This is a genomic window from Achromobacter sp. MYb9, assembly GCF_002975275.1.
Classification (GTDB): domain Bacteria; phylum Pseudomonadota; class Gammaproteobacteria; order Burkholderiales; family Burkholderiaceae_B; genus Achromobacter.
The window spans coordinates 101,105-114,885 of sequence record NZ_PCOQ01000008.1; the positions used below are offsets into that span (position 1 = coordinate 101,105).

Consider the following 13,781-nt stretch of genomic DNA (forward strand, 5'->3'; position numbering starts at 1 on the left):
AACAGTCCGCCCGCGTTTTTACCGCTTTCTGGCCGGAATGGCGAGATCTGCCGCCCGATGCCCGGCCAGGTTTCCCCAAATCTGGGTAATGGCCTGGAGGGATTTTCTTGGGCCCCCCAGGCCAAACCGCGCGGATGCACTCGGAAGCGGCCGGGTCAGAACCCTTCCAGCACCACCTTGCCCTGCGCCTTGCCGCTTTCGATGAACGCGTGGGCACGGCGCAGGTTGGCGGCGTTGATCTTGCCGTAGTGCTCGCCCAGCGTCGTGCGCAGCGTGCCGTTGTCGATCAGGCGGGCCGCCTGGTTCAGCAGTTCGTGCTGGGCGATCAGGTCGGGCGTGTTGTGAAGGGGGCGCGCAAACATGAATTCCCAGTGCAGCGACGCGGATTTTCCTTTCAGCAAACGCACGTCGATAGCGGCCGGATCGTCGATCAGCGCGATTTTCCCTTGGGGCGCGATTGCCGCCGCCATCTGTGGGAAGTGCTTGTCGGTCTGGTTCAGCCCCGCGATATAGCTGACTTGGCCAAAGCCGATACGCGCGAGTTCTTCCGTCAGGGGCTTGCTGTGGTCGATGACATGGTGGGCGCCCAGTTCGCGCACCCAGGCTTGCGTCTCGGGCCGCGAAGCGGTGCCGATCACGGTCAAGCCGGTCAATTGGCGCGCCAACTGCACCAGGATCGATCCCACGCCGCCTGCCGCGCCGATGACAAGCAGGCTGTGCTGGCTGGGGGCGGTGTTGTCCAGCACGCGCAGGCGGTCGAACAGCAGTTCCCAGGCGGTGATGGTCGTCAACGGCAACGCCGCGGCCTGAGCAAAGTCCAGGCTGTCGGGCATGCGGCCGACGATGCGTTCGTCCACCACGTGGCGTTCGCTGTTGGCGCCCGGGCGGTTCAGGGCGCCGGCATACCAGACGCGGTCGCCCGGTTTGAACAGGCTGGTCTTGGCGCCCACGGCGCGCACGATGCCGGCGGCATCCCAGCCCAGGATTTCGGGTTGGCCGTCCTTGGCCGCGCGGTTGGCGCGGATCTTTACATCCACGGGATTGACGGAAATGGCGTGCACGTCGACCAGCAGGTCGTGGTCGCCGGGCACGGGCTCGTCGATCGTGATGTCTTGCAGGGCGTCGGCCTGATCGGCAGGCAAGTTCTTGAAGTAGGCGATGGCTTTCATGGCGGGCTCGGGTCGGGTCAGAGGGGAATCAGAGGATGGAGCGCACGACGCCGCCGTCCACACGCAGCGCGGCGCCGTTCGTGGCGGAGGCCTGCGTGGAGCAGGTGTAGACGACCATGTTGGCCACTTCCTCTACCGTGGCCAGGCGGCGCAGCAGGGACGTCGGGCGATGCTGGGCGATGAAGTCGCGTTCCATGTCGTCCTGGGACACGCCTTGCTCCTTGGCCATTTCGGCGAAGAAGTCGGACACGCCCTCCGACCGGGTCGGGCCAGGCAGCACGGCGTTCACGGTGACCCCGGTGCCGGCGGTCAGCTCGGCCAGCCCGCGCGACACGCCCAGCAGCGCGGTCTTGCTGACGCCGTAATGGATCATTTCGGCGGGGATTTGCACACCGGATTCGCTGGAAATGAAGATGATGCGGCCCCAATCGGCGGCCATCATGCGGGGCAGGTAGTAGCGCGACAAGCGGATGCCGCTCATGACGTTGGTGTCCAGCATGACCTGCCAGTCGTCGTCCGTGATTTCGGTGAAGGACTTGGGCGCGAAGAAGCCGGCGTTGTTGACGAGGATGTCCACGTCCGGGTGGGCGGCGCAGACTGATGCCGCGCCGTCCGCGGTGGCCAGGTCGGCCTGCACGGTGCTGACGTGGGCGGTCGGGAATTTGTCGGCGATGGCTTGGGCGGCGTGGGCCAGCTTGTCGGCGTTGCGGCCATGCAGGACGACGTCCGCGCCGGCCTCCGCGAGCCCCATGGCGATGGCCAGACCGATGCCGCCAGAAGATCCGGTGACCAGGGCTTTCTTGCCGTTCAGTTCGATTTTCATGCGTTGACTCCAGACAGGTCGGGGAATGGGCTCATGATTACCTAGTCCGGGACGTTGAAAAACCGGCTAGCATCCGACTCAGTTTCAATAATTTTTTGAAAATGAGGCAATCATGGTCCGGTTCGAGGACTTGAGGATTTTTGTGGCAGCCGCCGACCACGGCAGCTTTTCCGCCGCCGCCCGCGAACTGGACTTGACGCCGGCGGTGGCCAGCGCCGCGCTCAAGCGGCTGGAACTCACGCTGGAAACGCGGCTGTTCGTGCGGTCCACGCGTAGCCTGCGGCTGACGGCCGATGGTGAACGCTATCTGGAATATGCCCGCGCAGCGATCTCCACGCTTGAGGCTGGCAAGAACGCCATGGCCCGCGACAAGACCGCCATCTCGGGTACCTTGTCGGTCTCTATCCCGTCCGACCTGGGGCGCCATGTGCTGCTGCCCTGGCTGGACGATTTCCAGCACCAGCATCCGCGCGTGAGTTTCCAGGTGCGCATTAGCGACCGGCTGGCCGACCTGTACCGGCAACCGGTCGATATCGCCATCCGCTACGGCACGCCGAACGATTCGGCGCTGGTGGCGCTGCCGCTGTCCGAACACAACCGTCGCGTCGTGTGCGCATCGCCCGCGTATCTGGCGCGCCATGGCGTGCCGCAGGCGCCAGCGGATCTGCGCCGCCACAACTGCCTGTCGTTCGTGCTGGGCGAAACCCTGCACGACCGCTGGAGCTTCGAGCGCGACGGCACCCGCACCACGGTGCCGGTCAAGGGAGACCGGGTGGGCGATGACGGCGACCTGGTGCGGCGGTGGGCGCTGGCAGGACACGGCGTGGCCTACAAATCGCGCTACGACGTGCTGAGCGACCTGCGCGCCGGCCGGCTGGTTGAACTGCTGCCGGACTACGGCACCGAGCCGTCGCCCTTATACCTGCTGTGCGTGCACCGTATGCTGCTGTCGCCCGCGGTGAAACGCATGCGCGAATTCCTGCAGGAACGGTTCAAGCGTTTCGACGCAGGCTAGCCGCGTCATCGCGTCAATGCGCCGCGCGATGGTGGGCGCCGCCTGCCTGCTTGTTGGCTGCCCGCGTGCGGGCCGCCTTCTTTGCCGCCGCGGAGCGTCCGGCCGCGCCCTTGGTCGCGGCCGCTTTCTTGGCGGCTGCCGAGCGGTCCGCCGCGGTGCGTCGGCCGGCCGTCTTGCTGGCCTGGCGCGACAGCGCCGCGCGTGATGCCGGCTTGGCGCTTTCCTTCTTCAACGCGGTGGTGGTGGCGCGGGCGCGTGTGGAGGATTTGGCGTGTCCGTCCTTGGCGGCATGGGTGTCCTGTTCCGCCTTGCGCTTGGTGGCTGGGCTGGCCGACTTGGAGGCCGGCAGCTTGACCCCCGAGCGCCGCGCTTTCGACAGTCCGATCGCGATGGCTTGCTTGGTGGACCGCACGCCGTGCTTGCCTTCGCGGACATGCTCGATTTCTTCGCGTACGAATTCTCCGGCCTGCGTGGACGCTGACTTGCCCTGGCGCTTGTCGCGCTTGGCTCGTTCCAGGGTTTTTCGTTCAGGCATGGTGATCTCCTTGCGAGGTTGCGGGAGCAGAGCCGTCGCCTGTCGAGATCGGGCGACGAAACTCGTAACACCACTCTACCGCTGCGGGGGTATCCTGTGTGTTCGAATGGATTGCCGGTCGTAAGCGCCGGAAAGGCTTGCGCGCCGACGATTCACGACTCATACCCTTAGTGGAGAAGAGCAATGTCGAATCATGTCTACAAGCAAATCGAACTGGTGGGCTCTTCCACCAAGTCCACCGATGACGCGATCGCCAAAGCCATCGAGCGTGCCTCGGAAACCCTGCGCAACCTGGATTGGTTCGAGGTCACCGAAGTGCGCGGCCATATCAAGGACGGCAAAGTGGCGCACTGGCAGGTCGGTCTGAAGATCGGCATGCGCCTGGAAGGCGACAAGTAAATTCTGGCGCTGCGCCTTTTTTGAGCAGCCCTTCCAAGTGATTGTCGGATAAGGACTTTTCGGGCTTGTTATCCGACTGTTCATAGGCTTGTCCACATTCGATGGGGACAAGCCCGTGCGCTTATCCCCATCGCCTCGCGCCGCGAAACGCGGTGGCGTTTGGCGCGTGTGCCTGAGCGTTCTTTGCCCGCTACCCGCAAGTCATTGCCATATAAGGGTTTTTGGCGACTACCCGCATACTGTCCTCAGGCTTATCCACATTTGGCGGGGACAACCCGGGCCGAAAATCGAGCGCTTGGGCCTTTCTTGACCACCCCTTGCAGGGCATTGATATCGCAAGGGATTTCGGACCTGCCCTCAAGCTGTCCTCATGCTTTTCCACAGAATGCTGGGACAAATCCACACACGATGGGGCAGACGCAAAAGGCCTGGACGGACATCCAGCCTTTTCGTGGATAAACGCGCGGAAACTCATCCAAAAGGATGATTGCGCATTGTTTGATCAGTGGGTGCAAGTGCTTGGCAGGACAGGAAATTTTGGGTCTGCCCCAAAGCTGTCCTCAACGTTCTCCACAGTAAGCGGGGATAAGTTGCCCCCACGCTGCGCTCGCTACGCGCGCTTGCTGCCCCCCGAGGGGGCTGCGCCGCCTTGGGGCGGCCCGGCGGCGGCGCGGCTGTGCCAGGGCGCCCCCACGCTGCGCTCGCTACGCGCGCTTGCTGCCCCCGGAGGGGGCTGCGCCGCCTTGGGGCGGCCCGGCGGCGGCGCGGCTGTTCTTCTTCAGGTTAAAAAAAACGCCGAGGCATCATCGAGGGCTCGGTGCTTCTTCAGGATGAAAAAAAGCCCCTCGACGCATCGAGGGGCTTGATCGCCCGGAGGTAGATCGGGCGATCGGCGCCGGCGGGGGCAGGGCCCCGGGCCGGCGGCGGCGGCAATCAGCTGTTCAGCTTCTTGACCCAATCGACATAGCGGTCGATCCAGCCTTGCAGGAATTTGCGCGTGCCTTCATTGGTGATGTTGAACTGATCGTCGACCAGGCCTTCCGTGTATTGCAGGAAGACTTCCGGCGTGGTCAGCGCGTTGGCGCCTTCGGCGGCCAGGATGTTGCGCAGGTGCTGCTGCATCAGCGCGGTGCCGGCGGCGCTGGGCGATGCCCCGACGATGCCGACAGCCTTGCCGGGCCACGAGTTCTGGCCCCAGGGGCGCGAGCCCCAGTCGATGGCGTTCTTGATGGCGGCGGGCACCGAGCGGTTGTGTTCGGGCGAGACGAACAAGATGCCTTGCGCGTCGGCGATCTGTTGCTTGAGCTTGGCGGCAGGCGGCGGCAGGTTGTTTTCGTTGTCCTGGTTGTAGAGCGGGATGTCGCCCAGGCTCACGTACTCGAACTTGAATTCGGCGGGAACCAGCTTTTCCAGCGCGCGGGCCAGTCGCAGGTTGATGGAGGCAGCGCGCAGGCTTCCGACGAAAACCGCAATCTTGTAGGTGCTCATGAGGCGTGTGCTCCAACGGGTAAAGGAAGGTTCAGTGTAGACCTGGACCGCAGCCTGCTCAATGCCGATTCCGCATATCGATATCGCGCGCAGGCCTGCGGTGTGTGGCGGGGCGCAACCAGGCAACTCAACGAGACAACCTCATGTCATCAGGCTGACGTGCGCGGACACCACGCGCCAGCCCTCGGGCGTGCGCAGCCAGGTCTGGCTTTGGCGACCGATGCGGTCGCTGCCGTCGCGCTGGAATTCCAGGTTGGCGGTGGCGAAGTCGTTGCCGTAGGTCGTGATGGCCGTACGCAGGACGCGGCGCGCCAGACCCTGCGGCGAGCGCGTGGCGCGGAAGGCGCGGATGGCTTCATAGCCATACAGGTTTTCGCCCGCGCCGTAGCGCAAGGTGTGCGGGCTATTCCAGAAGAGGGTGTCCAACACGTCCACCTGGTTGTTGACCAGGGCGGTCTCGTAGCGCTCGCACGCTGCCGTGACCTCGGCCACGACGTCGGGCAGATTGATTTCCATGCGTCTTCTCCATATGCACCGTTCTGGTGCGGGTTTTAGGGTAATCACCAATATGGTGTCTGCGGCGGTGCGCGGATGGGCCGGAAAGCACCCGCCGGCGCGCGGGCCCCAGGGGAGGCGCGCGTCGCCAGGCTGGCACGCCGCTTGCTAGGGTTAACACTGCACTAGCACTGCATCAGCACGACATAACAAGCTGCACCGCTGCCCAGGAGTTCCGCCATGTCCCATTCCGCCATTTCCGCCCCGGTCACCATGTTGGTCACCCGGCATATCGCGCCCGAGCGCTATAGCGATTTCCTGTCCTGGATGCGCCAGGGCGAAATCCTGGCGGCGGGTTTTCCGGGGTTTCTGGGGTCGGGCGTGTTGCAGCCCCCTGAAGGCGGCGACCAGTACCAGATCGTGTTGCGGTTTACCGATGCCGCCAGCCTTTCCCGGTGGGAAAAATCCCTGCCTCGCCGGATGTGGCTGGAACGCGGGGCCACCCTGGTGCGGGCCAGCCACGAGCATCGTGTCAGCGGCACCGACGGCTGGTTCGCGCCCAAGGCCGCGAGCGCGCCGCCGCGCTGGAAGCAGGCGGTCAGCATCTGGCTGGCCTACTTTCCGGTACTGCTGGTGTTTTCGATACTGGTCAGCGAACACTTGAGCATCCTGCCGATATTCTGGCGCGTGTTGATCACCAGCGTGATCCTGACGCCGATCATGGTGTTTGTCTGCATTCCCGTCATCACGCGCGTGCTGCAGCGCTGGCTGCGGGCCGGCTGACGGCCTCTGCAAATCGCAGGCTCAAGCGGCCTTGGCGCGGCGCGTGGAATACAGGCGGTGCAGTGTGATCTTGCGCACCGCCGTCTGGCTATCCTGGATATGGGCCTGTAGCAAGCGGGCGGCGTTGGTCGCGTCGCGCGCCAGCAGGGCGCGCAGGATCGCGCCATGTTCCTCGTAGGTCTTGCCGACGCGGTCGGGCAGGGTGAAGTCCAGCCGCCGCACGATGCGGATGCGTTCGGTGGCGGCGCGGTGTACCCGCGATATCTCGGGGTTGCCGCCCGCGGCCACCAGGTCGATGTGGAAACGCTCGTCCAGATCGGCCAGCCATTCGCCATCGCTTGAACGCGCGCTTTCGTCCACCAGCCAGATGTCCGCCAACGCCTGCAGCGCACGCGCGGGATCCGGCGCCAGACCCGGGGCGCACAGCGCATGCACGGCGGCGGTCTCAAGCACGCTGCGCAGTTCGTAGAAATGGTCCAGCGTATTGAAGTCCAGCGGCTTGACCAGCCAGCCGTTACGCTGCCGGACTTCCAGATAGCCTTCGCGTTCCAGTCGGAACAACGCTTCGCGCACAGGGGTCCGGCTGACCTGCAGGCGCTCCGCGATCTCGGTTTCCGTGAAACGGTCGCCCGGCGCCAGCCGGAAATCCAGAATGTCCCGTTTCAACGATCCGTAGGCCGAATCGGCCAGGGTGCGCGGCATGTCGATGGCGGCGAAAGCGGTTTCCATAGCGTGGCCTTGAAGGGATATCGGAAAGGGGCTGTTCAGGGAGTGCGGACCCGCGACACGCCAGCCTGCTCCAGCGCATAAGCGGCGCCAAGGCAGTCGGCTTCGCGCCACGGGGCGCCGATCAGTTGCACGCCCAACGGCAGATGGCCGTCCTGTTCCGTCTCGGGCCACGTGGGCGCGGTGCAGACCGGCAGGCCAATGCAAGAGATCGGTTGTGTCAGCAGGCCCATGCTGGCGCGCGCCGGCATGGATTTACCCGCCAGCGTCAGCCAGTCGGTGCCTATCTTCGTAGCGGACACGGGCGTGGCGGGCGCGATCAACACGTCGTACTGGCTGAATAAGGCCAGCGCTTCGCGGTAGACGCGATGGCGCACGCGCTGCGCCTGCTGGACCCAGGCGGCGGGCACCAGGCTGCCTGCGACAAGGCGGTCGCGGGAGTGGGGTTCGTAGTAGTCGTAGTGCGTGACGAGCTTGCGGCGATGCAGCGCGCCGCCTTCGGCCGCGGTGATGATGAATGCGGCCGCGCGGGCCTGGGCCGCGCCAGGCAGCTCCACGACGGCGGTGGTGCCCAGTGCTTGCGCCGCGATGTCGACGGCGCGGCGCGCCTGCGGGCCGGCCCATTGCGCGAAGTACCCGCCCAGCACCGCGACGCGTAACGAACGGGCGCCGTGCGCCAGGGAAGGCAGGACGGGGTCGGCGGCATATTGCGCGCAAGCCGCGTCATCGGCGTCTGGACCTTGCAGCGCATCGTAGGCTGCCGTCAGGTCGCTGACGCTGGCGGCGAACGGCCCCAGGTGATCCAGGCTGCCCACAAAGGGAAAAGAGCCGGTGCGCGGCAGGCGGCCCAGGGTGGGCTTCAGCCCGAAAATGCCGCAGAGCGAGGCGGGCACACGGATCGAGCCGTTGGTGTCGGACCCCAAGGTCAGCGGCACCAGCCCCCCCGCGACGGCGGCCGCGCTTCCCCCGGACGAGCCGCCCGCGATGCGTGTGGTGTCGTGCGGGTTGTGGCAGGGGCCGTAGTGCGTGTTCTCGGTGGTGAAGCCGTAGGCGTGCTCGTCCATGTTCAGCGCGCCGACCAGCACCGCGCCCGCGTCGCGCATGCGAGCGACCAGCCGTGCGTCGTGGCGGGCTGGCGCGTTGGACGCGTTGACCCGGCCGCCCGCCAGCGTCACTTCATCGGCGATGTCGAACAGATTTTTAACGGCATAGGGCACGCCTGCCAGCGGGGGCAGCGGCTCGCCGCGTGCGCGACGCGCATCGATGGCGGTCGCTTCCTGGCGGGCGCGCGCTTCGGTGACCGCGGTAAAGCAGTTGTAGCGGGAATCGTGTTCGCGGATGCGCGCCAGGGTGGCGTCCAGCACGGCCTGCGCGCTGCGCTCGCCGCTGGCGACTTGCCGGGCGATGTCTGCGGCGGGGCCGGTCACGGGCGGAACACCGAAGCCGATTCCAGCTCGACGGGCAGCGCCTCATCCACGAAGCTGGCGGCAATGTCGTGGATGCGCGCGAACTGCTGCACAACCTCGGCCGTGGTGGCTTCGCGCAAGGCATACCCCGACAGCGCCAAGGCGCTGCGCACATATTGATCGATGGTTTCCTGGGTCATGGCGGATTCTCCCGATGGGCTGGATGGTGGCGGGCTTGATGACTTGCACACGCGCAATGGCGCGCGCTTACTTGCGCACTTCGCGCTGGAAGATCTCGAGGCTTAGTTTCTTCATCTGGATGAAGCTGGGTTCGGACAGCGTTTCCACGGTGCGGGGGCGGGCGTCGCCGTAGTCCAGGATTTCAGCGACACGCGTCGGCCGCTTGGTCAAGAGCAGGATCTGGTCGGCCAGGTACACCGCTTCTTCCAGATCGTGCGAGACCAGCAGCATCGTGGTGCCCGTCTGCATGAACACTTCCTGCAGCTTTTCGCGGATGAACAGCGTCATCTCGAAATCCAGCGCCGAGAACGGTTCGTCCAGGAAAAGGACTTCGGGCCCGGGTGCCAGCGCGCGCATGATGGACGCCGTCTGCTGCTGCCCGCCGGACAATTCGTACGGATAGCGCTTCAGGTCGAACTTGACGTCGAATGACGCCACCAGCTCTTCCACGCGCGCATCCACCTCGGCCTTGCTGCGGCCTTCCAGGCGTAGCGGGTAGGCGATGTTGTCGATGGTGCGCAGCCACGGGAACATGGCCTCGCGGTAGTTCTGGAACACGTAGCCGATCTTGGTCTGCGCCAGGGATTTTCCGTCGAACAGGATTTCGCCGGCATCAATGGGGATCAGGCCGGCGATCATGTTGATCAGCGTGGACTTGCCGCAGCCGTTGGGGCCGAAGACCGAGACGATCTTGCCCTTGGGGATGTCCAGGTTGAAGTCTTCATACAGCGGCCAGCCCGCGAAGTACTTGGTCAGCCCGCGGATGGTGATGTGCGTGCCCAAGGGGCCGGGCGCAAACGGCGCGGCGGCGGGGGCGGGGGCAATGATGGGGTTGATGACGGTGGACATTTATCGGCCGCTCCAATGGACCACGCGCTTTTCCAGCACAAGAAAAAGAATGTTCAGCACGTAGCCCAGGGCGCCGGCCGCCAGGATCGCCGCGTACATCTCGCGCACGTTCAACACCTGCTGCGCATTGATGATGCGGTTGCCCAGGCCGCTGTCGGACCCAATGAACATCTCGGCCACGATCACGATCACCAGCGCCATGGATACGCCGCTGCGCAGGCCCACGAACGTCGGCTGCATGCTTTCCCAGATCAGCACGTCCTTGAAAATCTGCCAGCGCGAGGCGCCCATCACGCGGGCCGCCATCACCCGCTGCTTGCGCGCATTGATGACGCCGTACGCGCTGTTGAACAAAATCACCAGCACGGCCGCGAAGGCGGCGATGGCGATCTTGTTCATGTCGGTTACGCCGAAGATCATCAGGAACAGCGGGATCAGCGCGGACGACGGCGTGGACCGGAAGAAGTCCACCAGGAATTCGACGCTGCGATACGCTTTTTCATTGCTGCCCAGCAGCACGCCCAGCGGCACGCCGATGACGCCGGCGATGACGAAGGCTTGCAGCGTGCGGTTCAAGGACGACAGGAAATCCCACAGCAAGGGGCCGCCCGCCAGGCCCTTGGCCAGCGCCACGATGGTGGCGCTGGGGGTGGGCAGCAGCACGGGGCTGACCAGTTGCAGGCGCACCACCAGGTCCCAGATCACGAAAAGCGCCAGCGGTCCGATCAGCGGCAGAAAGCGCGCGCCGTTGAATTTGCGGGGTGGCTGCTTGGCTGGGGCGGTTGTTGCGGTCATGGGTCAGCCCTTGTAAAGCATGGCCGACACGTCGACCTTCTGCGCGAAGATGCCCTTGTCGGTGAAGAGATCGAAGAATTTCTGGAAGTACTGGATGTCGCTGGGCGTGAACTCGTTGTAGAGCGTGTAGGCGGCCAGCGGCACTTCTTCGGTCATGGGGCCTTCGATGGCGGTGTAGCCCTTCATGAAGGGACGCGCCTCGGCCGGCTTGGTGCGGATCAGTTCGATGCCGCGCGCATAAGCGGCGATGAATTTCTTGCTTTCTTCCGGGTGCTTTTTCAGGAAGGCGGTGGTGAGCGATGCCGATCCGCCAAACCACGGCGCCATCGGATCACCCAATACGTATTTGGCGATCACGCCCGTTTCCAGCACGCGCGTGGTGCCGTTCAGGCGGCCCACCGTGCCCGTGGGTTCCAGCGTGTAGCACGCATCCAACTGGCCGGCGGCAACCGCGGCCACGTGCTGGCTGATCGCCAACTCGACCACGGTTGCTCCGGTTGCGCCGGCGCGCTCCAGTACTGCTTTGGCCAGCGTGGCATTCTGGATGCCGGGTCCAGATCCGACCTTTTTCCCCTTGAGGTCTGCTATGGATTTGATGGGACTGTCTTTCGCGACGATGAACTCGTCCAGCACGTTCTTGGCATTGCTGGGGTTGGACGCAAAAATCTTGAACAAGCCGGGCGACGCGATCTCGCCGATGGCCAGGTTGGCCGAGCCCGTGCCGTTGGCGCTGCCGTCCGCACGGCCGGCCAGCATGGCTTCCATGACCTGCTGCGCGCCTGCGAACTTGAGCGGCTCGACGTTCAGGCCCGCTTCCTTGAAGTAGCCTTTTTCGACGGCGGCGTAAAACGGCAGGCCGGCGGCCACGGGCCAGAAGCCGATGCGGATCACCGGGCCCGATTGCGCGCGCACCAGGGCGGGCGCGGCCAACGTTGCGGCGCCTAGCGCGGCCCCCTGGATCAGGCGGCGGCGGGTGGCGTTGAAGGCGTAGGGCGCATTGCGGTTGATCATGAAGGCTCCTGGTGTGCTGGCGGAATATTCCGGTGACGGCGCTTGCCTTGTAGACAAGCTTGCATACCAGTCATCAAGCAAAACCCGTGCCAACTTGGGCCGACGGGTCCTTTCCCTATGGCGCAGGCTTTGCCCGGCGCCTGCGTGGTGCCTCGCATGAACCATTTTGGTGCATGCCGCACCACTTAAGGGGACGCAACGGCGTGTGGACCCGCTTCCCCGGGCAGTTGGGGGTTAGCATGTACGCGACCCGGGGCGTGCCGTTCCGGGCGTTTCAAGCAGACGGGAAACAGGGCGTCGCCAAGCGGCGACAGTTCAAGATGAATACGCGTTTTGTCGAAGCATTTCTGTGGTCGGCGCGGTTGGGCAGCTTCCGGGCCGCCAGCGACCGCCTCCATATCACCCAGGCGGCGGTGGCCAACCGTATCGCCTCGCTGGAAGAAGACATTGGCGCGCGCCTGTTCGAGCGCGACGCCAAAGAGCTACGCCTGACCGCGGTGGGCACCCGGTTGCTCGATTACGGCGAGCGCTTGCTGGAAATCCGCCAGCAGATCCTGTCGCTTGGCAAGCGGGGTGATGAGGTCTTCGGCCTGGTGCGCATCGGCGCGATCGAAACCGTGGTGCATACCTGGCTGATCGGTTTTCTGACGAACCTGAAATCCACCTATCCGGGCATCGAGGTGCAATTGACGTCCGAAACCACGCGGGCGCTGCACCGGGGGTTGCGCGAAGGCGCGCTGGACATTGCGCTGCAGACGGACCTGCTGAACGATACCGGCATCATCAGCACGGCCTGCCTGCCCATGGAAATGGGCTGGGTGGGGCGTGCGGGCGACGACGAATCGCTGACCGTGCAGCAACTGCTGGGCGAACCCGTGCTGACCATGAGCCCCGGCTCGCAGCCGCATGAAGCGCTGAAGGCGCTGTACCGCGAGGTCGGCATGCCCCAAGGCAAAGTGCACTGCGTCAGTTCCATCTCGGCACTTGCGCGGCTGGTCAAGAGCGGTTTCGGGCGTGCGCTCGTGCCGCTGCCGCCCATCTACGAATACGTGGCGCGCGGGGAAGTGCAGGTCATTCGCAGCGACATGCCGGTGCCGCCGCAGCTTCTGGTGGTGAGCTATGTGGAAAGCGCCGGATCGGATGCCATCCGGCTGGTCGCGGAGCTGGCCAGCCGGGCGTCGGACCAGTTCACGATGTCGGTGTCGGAACCGCGATTCGGATCCGCGCAATAGGGTTATCCCTAAAGCGCCGCTCAGTAATTCTGTTGCTGGAAGGAAGAATTACTCGTTTGTCCCCGCACCGCATGGCGGATGAAGATGTGGCCTTCTGAAAATGAAGGAACGCTGGTCTTCCGCTTATGAGCCATTCAGCCCCCACCGCTTCAATTCCCCATGGCCTGCTGTTCGTCGCTTCCGACGTAGGCGCCGCCGACGAGCCCGATTTCAATCGCTGGTACGACCGCGAGCATGTCGAGGAGCGCGTGCGCATCCCCGGTTTCCTGTCGGGCGCGCGCTATGTATCGCGCAGCGGCGGTCGCAAGTACCTGGGCCTGTACCGCACCGAATCGCTGGCCGCATTCACCACCGCCGACTACCGCGCCGCGTTCGAGCGCCAGACGCCGTGGTCCATCGCGAACCTGGACCGCATGCGCGACCCGATGCGCCGGGTGTGTGCCGTCGAGGCCGTCACGGGCTTCGGCAGTGGCAGCCAGTTGATCGTGCTGCCGTTGCCGGGGGGCGAGGATGCCGCGGCGCGCATCGCGCAGGCCCGGGCCGCGGGTCAGGCACTGTCCCAGGCCGACGGCTTCGTGCAGTCCTATCTGCTGGTTCCGGACGCGACGCTCAGCACGCCTCTGCCGCGCGAAAGCACCGACAACCGCACGCTGGCGCCCCTGTTCGTCGTCGAGGCCAGCACCGTGCTTGCGGCGCATGCCCTGCGGGACCAGGCAGCCAGCGCCTTCAATACGAGCCCGGCGGACGGCTGGCTGCTTGAACTGGGCTGGAAGCTTTCCGCGTCCGAACTGCGCTGAACGCCGCCAGGCCTGATT

16 protein-coding genes are annotated in these 13,781 nt (G+C 65.1%); 5 read left to right on the forward strand and 11 right to left on the reverse strand.

The window, feature by feature from the left end:
* Nucleotides 1–155: 155 nt before the first annotated feature.
* Nucleotides 156–1,169 (reverse strand): zinc-binding alcohol dehydrogenase family protein, encoded by a 1,014-nt coding sequence (locus CQ050_RS14105; RefSeq protein ID WP_105557459.1) that lies wholly within the window; start codon nt 1,167–1,169, stop codon nt 156–158.
* 28 nt (nt 1,170–1,197) lie between these two features.
* Nucleotides 1,198–1,992: an SDR family NAD(P)-dependent oxidoreductase gene (locus tag CQ050_RS14110; protein WP_105557460.1), complete on the reverse strand. Its 795-nt coding sequence runs from the start codon at nt 1,990–1,992 to the stop codon at nt 1,198–1,200.
* A gap of 112 nt (nt 1,993–2,104) precedes the next feature.
* Here CQ050_RS14110 and CQ050_RS14115 point away from each other — a divergent pair, with 112 nt between their 5' ends.
* Entirely contained in the window at nt 2,105–3,007 is a 903-nt protein-coding gene (locus CQ050_RS14115; protein ID WP_105557461.1) for a LysR family transcriptional regulator, read from the forward strand.
* A gap of 13 nt (nt 3,008–3,020) precedes the next feature.
* Here CQ050_RS14115 and CQ050_RS14120 read toward each other — a convergent pair whose 3' ends face one another.
* Nucleotides 3,021–3,542 carry a DUF6496 domain-containing protein gene (locus tag CQ050_RS14120; RefSeq protein WP_105557462.1) on the reverse strand — a complete coding sequence of 174 codons (522 nt, stop codon included), beginning with the start codon at nt 3,540–3,542 and terminating at the stop codon, nt 3,021–3,023.
* A gap of 183 nt (nt 3,543–3,725) precedes the next feature.
* On the opposite strand from CQ050_RS14120, the gene CQ050_RS14125 reads away from it, so the two are divergent.
* A complete protein-coding gene (locus CQ050_RS14125) occupies nt 3,726–3,941 on the forward strand; it encodes a dodecin (protein ID WP_054426601.1) in 216 nt (71 codons plus the stop codon).
* A 933-nt stretch (nt 3,942–4,874) separates the two neighbouring features.
* On the opposite strand, the gene CQ050_RS14130 is transcribed toward CQ050_RS14125, so the two are convergent.
* Complete coding sequence (locus tag CQ050_RS14130; protein ID WP_105557463.1) at nt 4,875–5,429, reverse strand: NADPH-dependent FMN reductase; 555 nt, start codon at nt 5,427–5,429, stop codon at nt 4,875–4,877.
* 141 nt (nt 5,430–5,570) lie between these two features.
* Complete coding sequence (gene hpxZ / locus CQ050_RS14135; RefSeq protein ID WP_105557464.1) at nt 5,571–5,945, reverse strand: oxalurate catabolism protein HpxZ; 375 nt, start codon at nt 5,943–5,945, stop codon at nt 5,571–5,573.
* Between the two features lie 219 nt (nt 5,946–6,164).
* On the opposite strand from hpxZ, the gene CQ050_RS14140 reads away from it, so the two are divergent.
* The gene (locus CQ050_RS14140) at nt 6,165–6,707 is read left to right on the forward strand and encodes an antibiotic biosynthesis monooxygenase (protein WP_105557465.1); all 543 of its coding nucleotides are present in this window, start codon (nt 6,165–6,167) and stop codon (nt 6,705–6,707) included.
* Between the two features lie 21 nt (nt 6,708–6,728).
* Here CQ050_RS14140 and CQ050_RS14145 read toward each other — a convergent pair whose 3' ends face one another.
* The 6 genes from CQ050_RS14145 to CQ050_RS14170 form a co-directional block, all read right to left on the reverse strand.
* Nucleotides 6,729–7,436, reverse strand: coding sequence for a GntR family transcriptional regulator (locus CQ050_RS14145; protein ID WP_105557466.1), 708 nt, complete (start codon nt 7,434–7,436; stop codon nt 6,729–6,731).
* Nucleotides 7,437–7,471: 35 nt separating this feature from the next.
* A complete protein-coding gene (locus CQ050_RS14150; RefSeq protein WP_105557467.1) occupies nt 7,472–8,860 on the reverse strand; it encodes an AtzE family amidohydrolase in 1,389 nt (462 codons plus the stop codon).
* Nucleotides 8,857–9,039 (reverse strand): DUF4089 domain-containing protein, encoded by a 183-nt coding sequence (locus CQ050_RS14155; protein WP_105557468.1) that lies wholly within the window; start codon nt 9,037–9,039, stop codon nt 8,857–8,859. The genes CQ050_RS14150 and CQ050_RS14155 overlap by 4 nt, the downstream gene beginning before the upstream one ends.
* A 67-nt stretch (nt 9,040–9,106) precedes the next feature.
* Nucleotides 9,107–9,928, reverse strand: coding sequence for an ABC transporter ATP-binding protein (locus CQ050_RS14160; RefSeq protein ID WP_105557469.1), 822 nt, complete (start codon nt 9,926–9,928; stop codon nt 9,107–9,109).
* Nucleotides 9,929–10,723, reverse strand: coding sequence for an ABC transporter permease (locus CQ050_RS14165; protein ID WP_105557470.1), 795 nt, complete (start codon nt 10,721–10,723; stop codon nt 9,929–9,931). It abuts the gene before it with no gap.
* Nucleotides 10,724–10,726: 3 nt separating this feature from the next.
* The gene (locus CQ050_RS14170; protein WP_105557471.1) at nt 10,727–11,734 is read right to left on the reverse strand and encodes an ABC transporter substrate-binding protein; all 1,008 of its coding nucleotides are present in this window, start codon (nt 11,732–11,734) and stop codon (nt 10,727–10,729) included.
* Nucleotides 11,735–12,054: 320 nt separating this feature from the next.
* Between CQ050_RS14170 and CQ050_RS14175 the strand changes: the two genes are divergently transcribed.
* Nucleotides 12,055–12,966, forward strand: a complete 912-nt coding sequence (locus CQ050_RS14175; protein WP_105557595.1) for a LysR family transcriptional regulator — start codon at nt 12,055–12,057, stop codon at nt 12,964–12,966.
* Nucleotides 12,967–13,091: 125 nt separating this feature from the next.
* The gene (locus CQ050_RS14180) at nt 13,092–13,763 is read left to right on the forward strand and encodes a DUF4286 family protein (protein ID WP_105557472.1); all 672 of its coding nucleotides are present in this window, start codon (nt 13,092–13,094) and stop codon (nt 13,761–13,763) included.
* Nucleotides 13,764–13,781: the final 18 nt, after the last annotated feature.